Consider the following 15,116-nt stretch of genomic DNA (forward strand, 5'->3'; position numbering starts at 1 on the left):
GGACGCTCCTAACCTTTACTCGTTATCAACAGTAAACAATTCAGACGCATGCTTATCCATCAACTCTAAAGCCATACCACCGCCACGCGCAACACAGGTTAATGGATCATCAGCAATAATGACGGGCAATCCTGTCTCTTCACTAATTAATCGATCAATCTCACGCAACAAAGCACCACCGCCCGTAAGCACCAATCCTGTCTCACCGATATCGGCCGCCAACTCTGGAGGAGACTGCTCAAGCACACCTTTAATCGCTTGGACAATTTGCGCCAAAGGCTCTTGCAAAGCGTCTAAAATTTCCGTACTGCTCAATACAAATGAACGAGGAATCCCTTCAGCCAAATTGCGACCACGTACATCGATCTGCAATTCCTCACCGGTATGATAAGCCATACCAATCTCTGTCTTAATGCGTTCAGCCGTTGCGTCACCGATTAAGCTACCATATTGACGACGAACATAAGTCACAATAGCTTCATCAAAACGGTCACCGCCCACTCGAATAGACTCAGAGGTTACAATACCGTTTAAAGATATGATTGCGATCTCTGTGGTACCACCACCGATATCGATCACCATAGAACCCGATGCTTCAGCAACAGGAAGACCCGCACCGATCGCCGCCGCCATTGGCTCTTCAATGATATACACTTCACGCGCACCGGCACCCAACGCAGACTCTTTAATGGCACGACGCTCTACTTGCGTTGACTTGCATGGTACACAGACCAACACGCGAGGGCTCGGTTTTAACCAGCTGTTTTCATGGACTTTCGCAATAAAATACTGCAGCATTTTTTCGGTAACATGAAAATCTGCAATAACACCGTCTTTCATAGGTCGGATAGCGGTAATGTTACCCGGAGTACGACCTAACATACGCTTAGCATCTGTACCAACAGACGCGACTGTTTTCTGGTTTCCGTTGTGGCGAATAGCAACAACAGAAGGTTCATCAAGCACGATTCCGCGATCACGAACGTAAATAAGGGTATTTGCCGTTCCTAAGTCAATAGACAAATCACTTGAAAACATTCCCCTGATTTTCTTAAACATGAATTCTTACACCCTGATAATACGATACGAACAGCGTCAAAATGTAACAATCACGGGACCATTGGGCAAGTTGATTCCGCGTAAATGTTAAAAAAGTTCCCTTGCATTTCATTGTTTACGAAAAAAAATTTAATAAATGAAAAATAAGCTAGATTTTTCACACTGTTAGCTTTATAGCCTCCCAACTAAGGGATACAATAAAAGCCATTTACGATAATCAAAATATCAGGTGGAACATGTCCATAGACAAACAAGACGTGCAAAAAATTGCACACTTGGCTCGCCTCGCGCTTACTGAGGCAGACGCCGATCAATATCAACACTCCCTTTCTAGTGTTTTATCACTTGTTGAACAAATGCAATCTGTCAATACCGATGGGGTTGAGCCACTTTCCAACCCGCTTGAGATGACTCAAAGATTAAGAGAAGACACAGTCACAGAAGAAAATCGCCGCGACGCCTTTTTAGCGAACGCACCTCAAGCCGAAGCAGGCCTTTTCCTCGTACCAAAAGTGATCGATTAAGAGAGACAAGCATGTTCGAACAAAGCATCTCGACATTAGCTCAGCAATTACGTAACAAAGATATTACCAGCGTTGAATTAACCCGCCTTTTCTTGGCACGCATAGCCAAACTTGACCCTCAACTAAACAGTTTTATCACGGTGACCGAACAGCGAGCATTAGAACAAGCCGCTGCTGCAGACGCGTTGCTGCAAAAGGGAAAAGGCACAACGTTGACTGGCATCCCAATTGCCCACAAAGACTTATTCTGCACCGAAGGCACGCTGACAACCTGCGGCTCAAAAATGCTTCATAATTTTATTCCACCTTACGAGTCAACCGTTACGAATCGTATCCAACAGGCTGGCGCCGTTATGCTGGGTAAAACGAATATGGATGAGTTCGCTATGGGCTCATCTAACGAAAACAGTTTTTACGGCGCCGTAAAAAATCCATGGAATCTTGATAAAGTTCCCGGTGGATCTTCTGGTGGGTCAGCTGCTGCCATTGCCGCTGGACTCGCCGTTGCCGCAACAGGTACAGATACGGGTGGCTCTATTCGCCAACCGGCTTCTTTCTGTGGCATTACAGGCCTTAAGCCAACTTATGGCCGCGTCTCTCGTTTTGGCATGATTGCGTATGCATCCAGCCTTGATCAAGGCGGCCCGATGGCTAAAAGTGCAGAAGATTGCGCGCATTTAATGCAAGCCATGGCGGGGTTCGATGAAAAAGATTCCACTTCAGCCGAACAGCCAACGGATGACTATCTTGCCAATCTGAATGCACCTCTTGCTGGTCTAAAAATTGGTCTTCCAAAAGAGTACTTTGGTGATGGCTTAGATTCCCAAGTAGCTGACATTATTATGGCCGCGGTAAAAGAATTTGAAAAACTGGGCGCGACGATAAAAGAAATTTCATTACCGAACCTACAACTTAGTATCCCATCATACTATGTTATAGCGCCTTCCGAAGCGTCTTCAAACCTGTCTCGATTTGATGGTGTGCGCTTTGGGCACCGTTGTGACAATCCGAAAGATTTGCTTGATATGTACATGCGTTCACGTGCTGAGGGCTTTGGCCGAGAAGTACAAAAGCGCATCATGGTAGGTACTTACGCTCTGTCTGAAGGCTACTACGACGCTTACTATCTCAAAGCACAAAAAATTCGCCGCCTTATCAAAGAAGATTTTGTTAAAGCCCTTGAAGAAGTTGATGTCATCATGGGCCCTGTTGCGCCCACTACAGCATTTGGCCTTGGTAGCAAAACCAGCGACCCTGTCGCCATGTACCTAGAAGACATCTATACACTGTCCGTTAACCTAGCAGGCATTCCAGCCATGTCTATCCCAGCGGGTTTTGCACAGGGCATGCCTGTTGGTCTACAGATCATGGGTAATTATTTTGCTGAAGCCAAACTTTTGAACGTAGCACATCAGTACCAACAACATACTGATTGGCATTTACAAACACCAACAATGGCAAAAGGAGCATAAGCATGAACTGGGAAGTTGTTATCGGTCTTGAGATTCATACTCAGCTCTCTACTAAATCAAAATTGTTTTCTGGTGCCGCTGTCGGCTTTGGCGCAGAACCAAATACTCAAACCACACTTGTCGATTTAGGCATGCCAGGCGCCCTGCCTGTTTTCAACAAAGAAGCACTACGCATGGCGGTTATGTTTGGCCATGCTATTAATGCAGAAATTGGCATGACATCGGTTTTTGCACGCAAGAATTATTTCTACCCAGATCTACCTAAAGGCTACCAAACCAGCCAAATGGATCACCCTATTGTTGGCAAAGGTTATCTTGATGTGATGCTAGAAGACGGTACTACTTCTCGTGTTGGCATCACTCGTGCACACCTTGAAGAAGACGCTGGTAAGTCTTTGCATGAAGACTTCCAAGGCATGACGGGTATAGACTTAAATCGCTCGAGCACCCCGCTGCTTGAAATCGTATCAGAGCCAGACATTCGCTCAGCAAAAGAAGCCGTTGCTTATGTTAAAATGATTCACTCCATCGTGACCTATCTTGGTATTTGCGACGGAAATATGGCGGAAGGCTCCATGCGTTGCGACATTAACTTATCATTGCGCCCTAAAGGCCAAAAAGAATACGGCACACGCACTGAAATCAAAAACGTCAACTCATTCCGCTTTATCGAAAAAGCCATCTATACCGAGATCGAGCGCCAAGCAGATATTCTAGAAGATGGCGGCCGCATTATTCAGGAAACTCGCCTGTATGACCCTGAAAAAAATGAAACTCGCAGCATGCGCTCAAAAGAAGACGCTAACGACTATCGTTATTTCCCATGCCCTGACCTACTGCCTGTGGTATTAACACAAGAATATGTCGATAACATAAAAGCTAACCTACCGGAGCTACCAAGCCAAAAAGCCGCACGCTTCCAAAGTGACTATGCACTCAGCGAATACGACGCCAACGTACTGTCATCTTCTCGCGCTATGGCAGACTTCTTTGAAAACGCTAACGGCGTTGTGAAAGACCCAAAACTGACAGCCAACTGGGTAATGGGTGAGCTCAGCAAATTGCTTAACCAAGAACAGCTTGACATCAACAACTCTCCTGTTAGCGCTCAGGCATTCGGTGAATTGTTAGTTCGGATCAAAGACGACACCATCAATGGCAAAACAGCCAAAGATGTTTTCCAAGCCATGTGGGATGGTGAAGGCTCTGCAGACGATATCATCGACGCAAAAGGCTTAAAACAAGTCACAGATACTGGCGCTATCGAGACCATGATCCAAACTATTTTGGACGCTAACGCCGCCCAAGTTGAACAATATCGCGCTGCCGACGAAGATAAGCAAAAGAAAATGATTGGCTTTTTCGTAGGACAAGTAATGAAAGCATCACAAGGCAAAGCCAATCCAGGTCTAGTAAACCCAATCCTGGTGAAAATGCTGAAAGGTTAACCTTCTTCTCTAGTCTTGATCAGACAAGAGAAGTAAAAATCAGACCAGCAAAATACAATTTCCCCCTATGTCGATTTTGAACATCAGGGGGAGATTCTTACTCGCTAAACTTTTACATGAAACCCACACTAAAGATCTGAAATTATTCTATCTCTACCAGCTCGCTTCGCTTCATATAAAAGCCGGTCAGCCTGCTTTATCAAATCTTCAAAAGAACCTATAGACTGACAACTTAACCCCACGCTACAAGTCATAGAAATTTTTGCCCCTGTATACTCTTTGGCACGCAGATGACCCAAAAACACCTTCAAACGATCAAGCAACTCCTGCCCGCAAACCTTAGCCAGAATACAAAATTCTTCGCCACCAAAGCGACAAACCAACATATCTGGAAAAGCGCCTTGCATATCGCCCCCAAACGACGCCAATAAATCGTCCCCTATCATGTGACCGTAGGTGTCATTAATCACCTTAAAGTGATCCAAATCTAACATTGCCAAAGAAAAGCCAGCATTCGCCTTGCGCAAATAACGCTCCCCTTCCTCAAAAAAGAAACGCCTATTTTTCAATTTTGTCAGTGGGTCGGTATTGGCTAAATCGCGAATCGTCTCCAGCATTTCCTGCGCTTCTAAACTGTGCACCACACGACAATGAAACTCTTCATGGTAAAAGGGCTTTTTTAAAAAATCATTGGCGCCCGCTTTTATAAACTTAGCGGATAACGCACTGTCTCCTTCTGCAGAAAGCCCAATAATCACTAAGTCCTGAAAACGAGCGTTACTTCTCAGCATACGCACCAATTCATAGCCATTCACCAAGGCGATGTTGTGATCAGCGATCAGCATTCTTATACCGGAGTCTTCTTCTAACTTAGCTAACGCCTCTTGACCGTTATCCACTTCAATGACATTAAAACGGTATTGCTCCAAAAGCGCCCTGACAAACTGACTATTGGCCGCAGAGTCTTCGGCGACCAAGACCTTAACCCCTTCATTTTTAATTAAACGCTCAACGACCTTAATCGCATGATTAAACGAATAACGACTGTCTTTAGTGATGTAGTCTAAAACCCCTTTATCCAATAGACTAATTCGCAGGTCATCATCAAAGTTTCCTGTCAATACGACACAGGGTATTTGCTTCAACAACACCAAATCAACAATTTCCCCGTTTTCAGCATCGGGTAAATTTAGATCCACAATGGCTGCGAAAAAACTTTCTTCCTCTAACTTACGTCTTGCCTGATCGTAGCAAGTACACAAAACGGGGATAAACAGAGGGTTCTGAGACAGTAAATGATTGAGAACTTTCAGTACAACAGGGCTATCTTCTACAACCAATATTTTCCGTTCTAACATCATTAACAAAATCCTTTCTTAAAGCACTTCTTGTAAAACCATAGTGTTTGCACTTTTTTGAGCGTCTTTTTTAATTATCCCCTATGACCTAAGATTCCGATACTCTAGAATACTTATTCATAAGTTTGCTTTGTAAATAATACGTAAAAAACACACCATTCAAAAGACAATCTCTTACTTCAACTATAAGGTCATTTAATAATGCAATGTCGGCCAAGTTGCGGTGCATGCTGCACAGCGCCTTCAATTACGTCTCCCATTCCCGGCATGCCTAACGGTAAAGCCGCTGGAGAAACTTGCGTACAACTGTTAGCGGACTATCGCTGTGCAATCTTTGGTGATCCATTAAGACCTAAAGTATGCTCAGACTTTCAGGCAGAAGAATATACTTGCGGTAACAACAGAATAGAGGCAATCCGTATTTTGTCGATTTTGGAAAACGACACAAAACCAATACATAGTAGTTTATTAAAAAGGAAAGACAAATGACATTAGCAAAACAACTCCTCCCGATACTTTGCGCCAGCGTATTTTTGAGTGCCTGCTCTACTGGCTCAAATAAGTCATTTGTTCTCGTTCCTCCAAGCGAATCTCAAATAGAAAACAGCATCAAAAGCCAGGTCTCATTGACACTTAATGCATTCACCCCTGTTGCTGGCCAAGCACTCCCAAATGAGACCGTTCTTGAGGCTTACGAAGCACGTGATTATGAGCCCGTCTGGATAAAAGACAACAATATCAGCATGTCTCTCTACAAACTCGTCGATGTACTCGAACAATCCTACACGCATGGACTGAACCCCATTCACTACCATTCCGGTATCATTAAAGAATATTTAGCCTTAAAAGAACCCAGTCCACAACAACTAGCAGAAATGGACGTCATTGCGACCATTGCCCTCACCAGCTACGCAAATGACCTTAGCAACGGCCGATACGAACCCCAACTTATCGATCCAAACTGGCAGCTAGACGCGCCTAACAATAATTGGAAAGAACTGCTCTATTTAGACTCTGCAACCGAGATGGTAAACGCACTACCACTCCTTGCTCCGCGCAGCCCACAATATCAAGTTCTGCAAAAATGGCTCGTTTATTACCAAGATCTAGCCACCAAAGAGAAAGACATATTGGTTAGTGCAGGCGTACCGCTCTCAGCTGGCGACACTGGGCCACGCGTTGCACAATTGAGAGCACGTTTAGTCCAGCTTGGTGACATACGCTTTTCTACTCGCAAGGTAAACGAAGACCAATTCGATCTGCCTTTAAAAGAGGCATTAATACGTTTTCAACAACGTCACCACATCGCGGCAGACGGAGCTGCAGGCTCAAAAACCATTGAAATGCTCAACATTCCGTTAAAATCCAGAGCAAAGCAAATCGCCTATAATTTAGAAAGATGGCGCTGGTTGCCAAGCGAATTAGAGGCTAACCGCATTTGGGTGGATTTAACCAACTACACAGTGGATATGCACCTAAATGGCGAACTTACCTCAATGAAAGCGATTATTGGTAAGCCTGATCGTAAGACGCCGGTTTTTAAGGGATTAATGACCTACATGGTCACCAATCCAACATGGCGTGTTCCACACAGAATCGCTAGAGAAAACCTATTACCTAAGTTACAGGCTGATTCTAACTACCTCATTAAGCACCGCTATAAAGTCTACTCAAGCTGGAGTATTGGTGCAAAAGAACTGGACTCTACGAAAATCAATTGGAAAAGCATTAGCGAAGACAAACTTGCGTTCCGCTTTGAGCAAGAACCAGACGAAGGCAATGCACTAGGTCAGTTTAAGTTTATGTTTCCCAATAAAAATGAAATTTACTTGCATGACACACCATCGAAACACCTGTTTCGTGAAGCCGATAGAGCCTTTAGCTCTGGATGCGTTCGCTTGGAAAACCCAATGGAATTTGCCCAAGAAATAACCAAAGGCAGCAAACAATTCAATGAGATGAACAACGCACTGCAAACAGCCAGCAACACAGTGATCAGCCTACCGAACTACATTCCGGTTTACTTGGTGTATTTTACCGTGGTTCCCAACGCAAATGGCATGCTGGAGTTTCGCAATGACATTTATGCAAGAGACACTTTAATGGAAGAAGCAATGGGATATTCCGCCATAGACCCAAGAGAGTCTATTTAATAAAGAGGTTATTTCATAATATTTAAGACACATTAAAAATCAAAAGCCCTATAAATCTGATTTATAGGGCTTTTTAAGACAGCTAACAGAACATAAGTTATTTAACCATAATACACACTGTTACTTCTTCACGATCATGATAAAGGTGTTTTACTTGATATTGATAACTTACACCTGCCTTTCTCAACAGATCTTCCATCAACTGAAGACATAAAGACACTTCTTGATAACGCTTTTTCATGGGCAATTTCAAATTAAAAATAGCCCGTCTTGTCCAACCACTTGCCAGCCATTTTGCCATCAATTCCGCTACTTTAATTGGACGCTCAACCATGTCACATACCAACCAGTCCACGGTATAAGGTGGCTCATACTTAAAGCCATCTGCCTTTTCGTGCTGAACCAAACCAGAAGACATCAGCTCTTTCTGCATCGGACCGTTATCAATGGCAATAACCTGAATCCCCTTCTTAACAAATTGATACGTCCACCCTCCTGGAGCCGCGCCTAAATCCACCGCCGTCATACCCTCAGCCAAATCACTTTCACGTGTCCGCTCAGGGACAAATTGCAGTAACGCTTCTTCTAGTTTTAGCGTCGATCGACTGGGCCCTGCCGCCGGAAAACGCAACCGACGTATCCCCATAGGAAATTCACTACGGCAAACAGCATAAGACACACCCAAGTAAGCATTTTCGCCATCCAACATAAAGACGTGATGACGCACACCAACAGCCTTATTACGCAACACTCCTGACTTCTTCCAACCTTCCCGCAATGGCTTCTCAAGTTTTTTAATCAGATTAGATAAAGCCTTAGCCTCATTGGTGTCAGCCGTTTCTATGCAAATATCCTCAGCCAATGGTAATTCACGAGCGGCCTGAAGCAAGGACTCTACTCGTCCCCCTTGCTCCAATTCAATGACATCGTTTACTGCAATAATCTGACGTGCAAAAATAAGACGATTAAAGTTCAACTGCTGTATCAACACCTCACCAGCGTCGGCTTGGTCAAAGTTATACACAACGTAGCCAGCATCAGGAATTACCTTAGCATAACCGTAAAAGCCCTTATTATTTGCGACGTCTGACAACTCTGCCGCACAATCTTTTTCAAAACCTTGACGGCAATAAACCAAAACATTTTTCATTACAATTCCTTCTCAAATAGGCGTTCAACCTACCGAGTTATATTAATTACTTTCTAGAGGGCCATTTTAATAACGACTCATCTAACTGAGCCGAAACAAAAGCACACAATTCCGGCGAAAAATGCACCCCAAAGCTAGGCGAGCTAACAAAATGCATGACTTCGCCCTGCCAATTAAACTGCAAGGAGTAAGCATGCAAATACCCACGATCAGCCTCTTCTCCACCATACCTAAGATCCCCTAAAATGGGCGACCCAAGACTCTTTAGCGCGACACGAATCTGGTGAGTTTTCCCGGTCAACGGCCGAACCAAGAACACCCTATTCCCTTGAAAAGACAGAGAAAAAAACTGCGTGATCGCTAAATTTTCCTTTTCGTTGGTTAACTTCCACTGCCCCCTTCTGCTCGGTGCCATACCACCCGCAATCGTGCCTTGTTTTTTCCTTGGTTTTTTAGAAGACAACGCCAAGTAGCGCTTTTCCATTTCATGCTTTTCAAACATTTTACCAAACACAGCAGCCGCGTCAGCATGGCAGGCAACAATCAACAACCCTGATGTCATTTTATCTAAACGATGTACAGGGTAAAAAGTACAATCAGGATAGGAATTGGCCAGTGACTGCATCACCCCCATCCCCTCAGACTCCGCATGAAAACTCATGCCTGCGGGCTTTTCGATAACCCAATAGTCATCACTACGGAACAATACTTGGAGCAAAACAGCCTCATCACGAATAAATAAAGGAAAAACCGAGTAGCCAACAAGTTTATCCACAGAGAAAGTGGACAACTCATATGTCAACAAAAAAGAAACAACTATCGCTAACTTTGATAATTCGACTGCACAGAGAGCCTATTGCGACCACTGCGCTTAGCATCATACAAGCCCTTATCGGCTTGCGCTAATATCTCTTCATAGCGGGAAACACTGGATTCTATTGACGCCAACCCCACACTGATGGTGACTGGAATAACGATGCCATGCTCCGTCTCGATCAGCATGTCTTCGACCGACTGCCGCATACGCTCCATGATTCGCTCCGCCTCATTTAGACTTGTACTGGGCAGTATGACGATAAACTCCTCTCCACCGTAACGACCAATTCTATCTTGAGGACGTATGACTGAGGCCATCACACTCGACACTTTGCTTAACACTAAATCACCCGCCTCGTGCCCAAAAGTGTCATTAATCTTTTTAAAATGATCTAAATCGACGATAGCAAACACACAAGACTCTCGATTAATCACCGAGTCCGCAAAAATATTCACCGCGTCGGCCAGTACTTTTCTTCGATTAGACAGCCCCGTCAGTTCATCCTTTTCGGCCAAAATCCGCAAATGACGATTCACTGACTTGAGCCTATTCATAACAAGATGAATCACCATAGCAAAGTAAAACGACACGGCGAAGAACACCAATACAATCACGATATTTTGATCTGCACTGGTAAGGTAAAGGCCTCTTGTGTCTAAGAGCTCACAAGCAAAAAACAACAAAACAGAAAGGCAGACGATCCAATATTTAGTTGATCGCTGATCAGAACGAAAAACCACAAAAGAGTACGCAATGACGTTGACAAAAAGCCAATGAAGCCCACTATTTGTCCCAAAGTAAAACAAACTAAGAATACCAATCTGCACAATCTTAATAGTTGGCATTAGCAGTTGCGCACGATAGAAATATCCTCTGTAGTTATAACGCAAACCAATCAAACCTAAGAGCAATCCAGCAAAAGAAAAAATCGCAACAGAAGGCATGCAACGAAATGCAAATACAACCACCATCAGCACCGAGCTAATGCAAAACATCATGTAAGAAAAATTCACCACATGCTTTTGATTAAGATCATTCCCAATCTCATCTTCAAAGCCGAGATTCAAAAGTTTTTCTATGATTTTTTTTATTGAAGAAAACACTATACCCCGCACTTATTATCCATGTTAAAAAACGCTAGAAGATGCTTGCCACTTTTATTCGCAAAAAATCAGGCTTCTAAAACGTGGGAGACAAACCTTGTATTCTACCGAATATATACCACCTTTTCTATTCATTCGAACACTGAATTCCTTTTCACGAGAAAAGATTATTCTCCATAAAGCGGCTGCAATCTTAGAGACAAGCCTGTCTAATTTTCGTATTCTCTGCACCAAAGTTTGCCTCTCTATTGGCATGAATATTGATTGAACAAAATACGCAGACAGAGCAGTGGTGAGAAAAGCTTAACTAATCGGTCAAATATAACAACACCAACCGACTAACGCCCCATAAAAAGGCATAAAGAGATCAATAACAGTGCAAAAAATCGTTTATCCAACCTTAAACCACAAGGTAGCGGCACATTGAAAACACATAACTCAATATCACGCCTTGAGCTTGCTAACATCACTAAGCAATACCCAGGCTGCCTTGCTAATGACAATGTCAGTCTTATTCTCATGCCGGGAGAAATTCATGCATTACTAGGCGAAAATGGCGCTGGTAAAAGCACTTTAGTGAAGACTATTTATGGCGTAGTTGCACCAGATAAAGGCGACATTATTTGGGATGGCAAAGAAGTCAGCATCAAATCACCTTCCATGGCCAGAGATTTGGGTATTGGAATGGTGTTTCAACACTTCTCTCTGTTTGAAACGCTGACCGTAAGCGAAAATATTGAGCTGTGTTTAAGCAAACATCAACTCAATAAAATTGGAGATTTAGCTGCTCGAATTACCCAATTATCAACCGAATATGGCTTAAACGTTGATCCAAGCCGTTACATACATTCCTTATCTATTGGCGAAAGACAACGAGTGGAAATCATGCGTTGCCTTGTGCAGTCGGTAAAACTGCTCATTTTAGATGAACCCACCTCCGTCTTAACACCACAGGAAGTCGCAGGGCTATTCGATGTATTGCGCACACTATCAAAAGAAGGCTGCAGCATTCTTTTTATCAGCCACAAACTTCATGAAGTGACAGAGATCTGCCATAAAGCCACGATTCTTCGTGGCGGAAAAGTAGTTGATACCTGCATTCCCAACGAAGAAACGCCAGCGACGATTGCCAAAATGATGGTGGGGGATCTCGCAGAGCAAGAGGCGGGCTACACCAAGGCTGAAGGAAAAACCGTTGTATTCAGTGTAAATAATTTATCGCTTCCTTCTAAACAGCCTTTTGGCACAACACTCAAAAATATCAACCTTGACTTAAAAGCGGGGGAAATACTGGGGATTGCAGGCGTAGCAGGCAATGGTCAAGACGAGTTAATGGCGATTATTAGCGGCGAAGATACCCGTAATGTGAAACAAACTATATCGCTAAACAACCTCGACATAGGCCATTTACATGCAGGAGAAAGAAGAAAACTTGGCATGGCGTACGTGCCAGAAGAACGGTTAGGTCGCGGCGCTGTACCAGACATGAGCCTGACAGAAAACACCCTTTTAACTCACAGCGAAGGGTTTATTAAAAACGGGTTAGTGCAATGGCAGAGCATCAAAGACTACACCAAAGACCTCATTACGAAGTACAAGATAAAATGTCATGGTGAGTTTTCAGAAGCAAAAAGCCTAAGTGGCGGTAATTTGCAAAAATTTATTATGGGACGAGAAATCGGTCAAAACCCAAAAATTTTGATTTGTGCACACCCAACGTGGGGAGTAGATGTGGGAGCAGCCCTCGCTATTCACCAAGCGTTATTACAACTTCGTGATAAAGGCGCGGCTATTTTGCTCATCTCAGAAGATATCGATGAGTTATTTTTATTGGCAGACAGAATGGCTGCCGTTTGCAACGGTCACTTATCCCCCTTGGTCAAAACAGAGCACACCAACATAGACCAGATTGGTCAGTGGATGGCGGGCACTTTTATTAACAACACATCGGCTCACACACAAGAACAAGAGGCCAAAGCATGATCCGTATTCAAGCTCGCACTGAGCCAAGTTCATTAATGAAGGTCGCCTCTCCACTGTTGGCCATTTTGCTAACCTTAATATTTGGTAGCATTCTCTTTTCAGCCATTGGCAAGTCACCATTACAAGCACTACAAGTCCTGCTCATCGCCCCATTGGCAGACACTTACAACATAGGGGAAATGTTCGTAAAAATGGGGCCCCTTCTACTGTGTGCGGTTGGCCTTTCGTTATGCTATCGCGCTAACATGTGGAATATCGGCGCAGAAGGACAATTGCTCGCTGGCGCACTAGGCGGCTCGGCCATGGCTCTTTACTTCATTGATTCCGATTCCGCCATTGCTTTACCCGTTACCCTGCTCGCAGGAATAGCCTCGGGTATGATTTGGGCCGCTGTCCCTACTTTTTTAAAGTTACGCTTCAACTCAAATCTTATTTTAACCACCATCATGTTTAACTACATTGCCCTGTATTTATTAATCTGGGCAGTACACGGTCCATTGAGAGATCCGCAAGGCTTTGGTTTCCCAGAATCCGCCATGTTTACGCAAGCTACACTGCTGCCAACCTTATTTGAAAGCAGCCGAATTCATCTAGGCATCGTTTTCGCTATTCTCTCTGGCATAATTGGCTGGTTTATCTTGAGCAAGACCCACTTAGGCTTTCAAATACGAGTGTTTGGGGCGGATGAACCTGCGGCAAGGTACGCAGGCTTCAACAGCAAGAAACTAAGCTGGTTAGTTATGTTATTTGCAGGCGCACTGGCAGGACTGGCAGGGGTCAGTGAAACCACAGGACCGATTGGACAATTGGTGCCAAACGTTTCACCTGGCTACGGTTATTCCGCCATTATTGTGGCCTATTTAGGCAGACTTCACCCTATAGGAGCCATTATTGCAGCAATTTTTATGGCCGTAATTTATATGGGTGGAGACTTGGCTCAAATCGAAATGGGCATTCCTGTTGCCGTCGTCAGCATGTTCCAAGGGGTATTACTTTTCTTCCTCTTAGCCTGTGATTTTTTCATTAATAACCGCCTCAGCTTTTCAAATCAAGCGACAAACTAGGAGCACATTTTGGACTCAGATCTTATCGTACAAATCTTGTTTGCTGCAGTAAAAACAGGCACGCCACTGCTGTTTATTGCCCTAGGAGAAGTGATTTGTGAAAAATCAGGCATATTAAACCTAGGCCAAGAAGGCATGATGCTCATGGGCGCTGTGGTCGGTTTTTTGGCCGCTTACAGTACTGGAAATATGGGATTTGGTGTGCTTGCAGCCATGTTAATGGGCAGCATCATGAGCCTAATTTTTGCAGTGCTAGTGTTGCAACTTGGCGCGAATCAAGTGGCAACAGGGCTTGCTTTAACCATTTTTGGCACTGGCTTAAGTGCTTTTGTCGGAGCCGGTTTTGTCGGACAGACTATTCAGGGCTTTCCGCCTATTGCGATCCCCTTTTTATCCGACATCCCTTACATAGGACGCATTCTTTTTAGTCACGACATTTTAGTGTACTTCTCTTTTGGCATGACAGCAGTGCTGTTTTACGTGGTCAATAAAACCCGTATTGGCCTAACACTCAAAGCCGTCGGTGAAAATCCTAATGCCGCGAACGCCATTGGTATTCCAGTGCTCAAAGTGCGCTACTTAGCCATCATGTTTGGCGGTGCTATGGCAGGGATTTCTGGTGCTTACATGTCACTGGTTTATACACCAATGTGGGTCGAAAACATGACCGCTGGTCGAGGCTGGATTGCGCTTGCTTTAGTCGTCTTTGCTTCATGGCGAATTGGACGCATCATGCTTGGCGCGTATTTATTTGGTTTAGCGAGCATCATGCATTTGGTTCTGCAAGGCATGGGGTGGTCTATTTCACCCAACTTGCTTGCTATGCTGCCTTACGTTGCCACCGTCATTGTGATGGTCATCATCAGCGCCGATCATTTTAAAGAAAAACTGCTTGCACCGCGTTCACTGGGCAAACCATTCGACCCAAGAAACATGGCGTAACAAGGTCATTAACCATTACTTCACTATTGAAGACAATAAAGCC

The 15,116-nt window shown here is 44.1% G+C and carries 13 protein-coding genes; 8 read left to right on the forward strand and 5 right to left on the reverse strand.

Going from position 1 to position 15,116, the window contains the following annotated elements:
* Positions 1–15 precede the first annotated feature (15 nt).
* Entirely contained in the window at positions 16–1,059 is a 1,044-nt protein-coding gene (locus tag DKT73_RS13075) for a rod shape-determining protein (RefSeq protein WP_111638996.1), read from the reverse strand.
* A gap of 236 nt (positions 1,060–1,295) precedes the next feature.
* Here DKT73_RS13075 and gatC point away from each other — a divergent pair, with 236 nt between their 5' ends.
* The 3 genes from gatC to gatB are packed head-to-tail and all read left to right on the forward strand — an operon-like array spanning position 1,296 to position 4,503.
* Positions 1,296–1,583, forward strand: coding sequence for an Asp-tRNA(Asn)/Glu-tRNA(Gln) amidotransferase subunit GatC (gene gatC, locus DKT73_RS13080; RefSeq protein ID WP_111638997.1), 288 nt, complete (start codon positions 1,296–1,298; stop codon positions 1,581–1,583).
* 11 nt (positions 1,584–1,594) lie between these two features.
* Positions 1,595–3,055 (forward strand): Asp-tRNA(Asn)/Glu-tRNA(Gln) amidotransferase subunit GatA, encoded by a 1,461-nt coding sequence (gatA, locus tag DKT73_RS13085; protein WP_111638998.1) that lies wholly within the window; start codon positions 1,595–1,597, stop codon positions 3,053–3,055.
* A gap of 2 nt (positions 3,056–3,057) precedes the next feature.
* The gene (gene gatB, locus DKT73_RS13090) at positions 3,058–4,503 is read left to right on the forward strand and encodes an Asp-tRNA(Asn)/Glu-tRNA(Gln) amidotransferase subunit GatB (protein WP_111638999.1); all 1,446 of its coding nucleotides are present in this window, start codon (positions 3,058–3,060) and stop codon (positions 4,501–4,503) included.
* Between the two features lie 128 nt (positions 4,504–4,631).
* Here gatB and DKT73_RS13095 read toward each other — a convergent pair whose 3' ends face one another.
* Entirely contained in the window at positions 4,632–5,864 is a 1,233-nt protein-coding gene (locus tag DKT73_RS13095; protein ID WP_232827873.1) for a GGDEF domain-containing response regulator, read from the reverse strand.
* Between the two features lie 198 nt (positions 5,865–6,062).
* Between DKT73_RS13095 and DKT73_RS20310 the strand changes: the two genes are divergently transcribed.
* Positions 6,063–6,350 carry a YkgJ family cysteine cluster protein gene (locus DKT73_RS20310; RefSeq protein WP_111639000.1) on the forward strand — a complete coding sequence of 96 codons (288 nt, stop codon included), beginning with the start codon at positions 6,063–6,065 and terminating at the stop codon, positions 6,348–6,350.
* Positions 6,347–8,014, forward strand: coding sequence for a L,D-transpeptidase family protein (locus DKT73_RS13105; RefSeq protein WP_111639001.1), 1,668 nt, complete (start codon positions 6,347–6,349; stop codon positions 8,012–8,014). The genes DKT73_RS20310 and DKT73_RS13105 overlap by 4 nt, the downstream gene beginning before the upstream one ends.
* A gap of 97 nt (positions 8,015–8,111) precedes the next feature.
* Here the strand turns inward: DKT73_RS13105 and rlmM are convergent, their stop codons facing one another.
* From rlmM to DKT73_RS13120, 3 genes are read right to left on the reverse strand one after another with little or no spacing between them, the layout of a single operon-like run.
* On the reverse strand, positions 8,112–9,164 hold the full coding sequence (gene rlmM, locus DKT73_RS13110) for a 23S rRNA (cytidine(2498)-2'-O)-methyltransferase RlmM (RefSeq protein WP_111639002.1): 1,053 nt from the start codon (positions 9,162–9,164) through the stop codon (positions 8,112–8,114).
* A 46-nt stretch (positions 9,165–9,210) separates the two neighbouring features.
* The gene (locus tag DKT73_RS13115; protein ID WP_332871655.1) at positions 9,211–9,954 is read right to left on the reverse strand and encodes a TIGR01621 family pseudouridine synthase; all 744 of its coding nucleotides are present in this window, start codon (positions 9,952–9,954) and stop codon (positions 9,211–9,213) included.
* A gap of 32 nt (positions 9,955–9,986) precedes the next feature.
* Positions 9,987–11,048: a GGDEF domain-containing protein gene (locus tag DKT73_RS13120; protein ID WP_232827874.1), complete on the reverse strand. Its 1,062-nt coding sequence runs from the start codon at positions 11,046–11,048 to the stop codon at positions 9,987–9,989.
* A gap of 459 nt (positions 11,049–11,507) precedes the next feature.
* On the opposite strand from DKT73_RS13120, the gene DKT73_RS13125 reads away from it, so the two are divergent.
* Genes DKT73_RS13125 through DKT73_RS13135 form a run of 3 tightly spaced genes read left to right on the forward strand, consistent with a single transcriptional unit; the run spans position 11,508 to position 15,073 of the window.
* Positions 11,508–13,067, forward strand: a complete 1,560-nt coding sequence (locus DKT73_RS13125; RefSeq protein WP_111639004.1) for an ABC transporter ATP-binding protein — start codon at positions 11,508–11,510, stop codon at positions 13,065–13,067.
* Positions 13,064–14,131, forward strand: a complete 1,068-nt coding sequence (locus DKT73_RS13130) for an ABC transporter permease (protein ID WP_111639005.1) — start codon at positions 13,064–13,066, stop codon at positions 14,129–14,131. The genes DKT73_RS13125 and DKT73_RS13130 overlap by 4 nt, the downstream gene beginning before the upstream one ends.
* A 9-nt stretch (positions 14,132–14,140) precedes the next feature.
* On the forward strand, positions 14,141–15,073 hold the full coding sequence (locus DKT73_RS13135; protein WP_111639006.1) for an ABC transporter permease: 933 nt from the start codon (positions 14,141–14,143) through the stop codon (positions 15,071–15,073).
* Positions 15,074–15,116 lie beyond the last annotated feature (43 nt).

It is taken from the genome of Marinomonas shanghaiensis, from assembly GCF_003259175.1.
Taxonomy (GTDB): Bacteria; Pseudomonadota; Gammaproteobacteria; order Pseudomonadales; family Marinomonadaceae; genus Marinomonas; species Marinomonas shanghaiensis.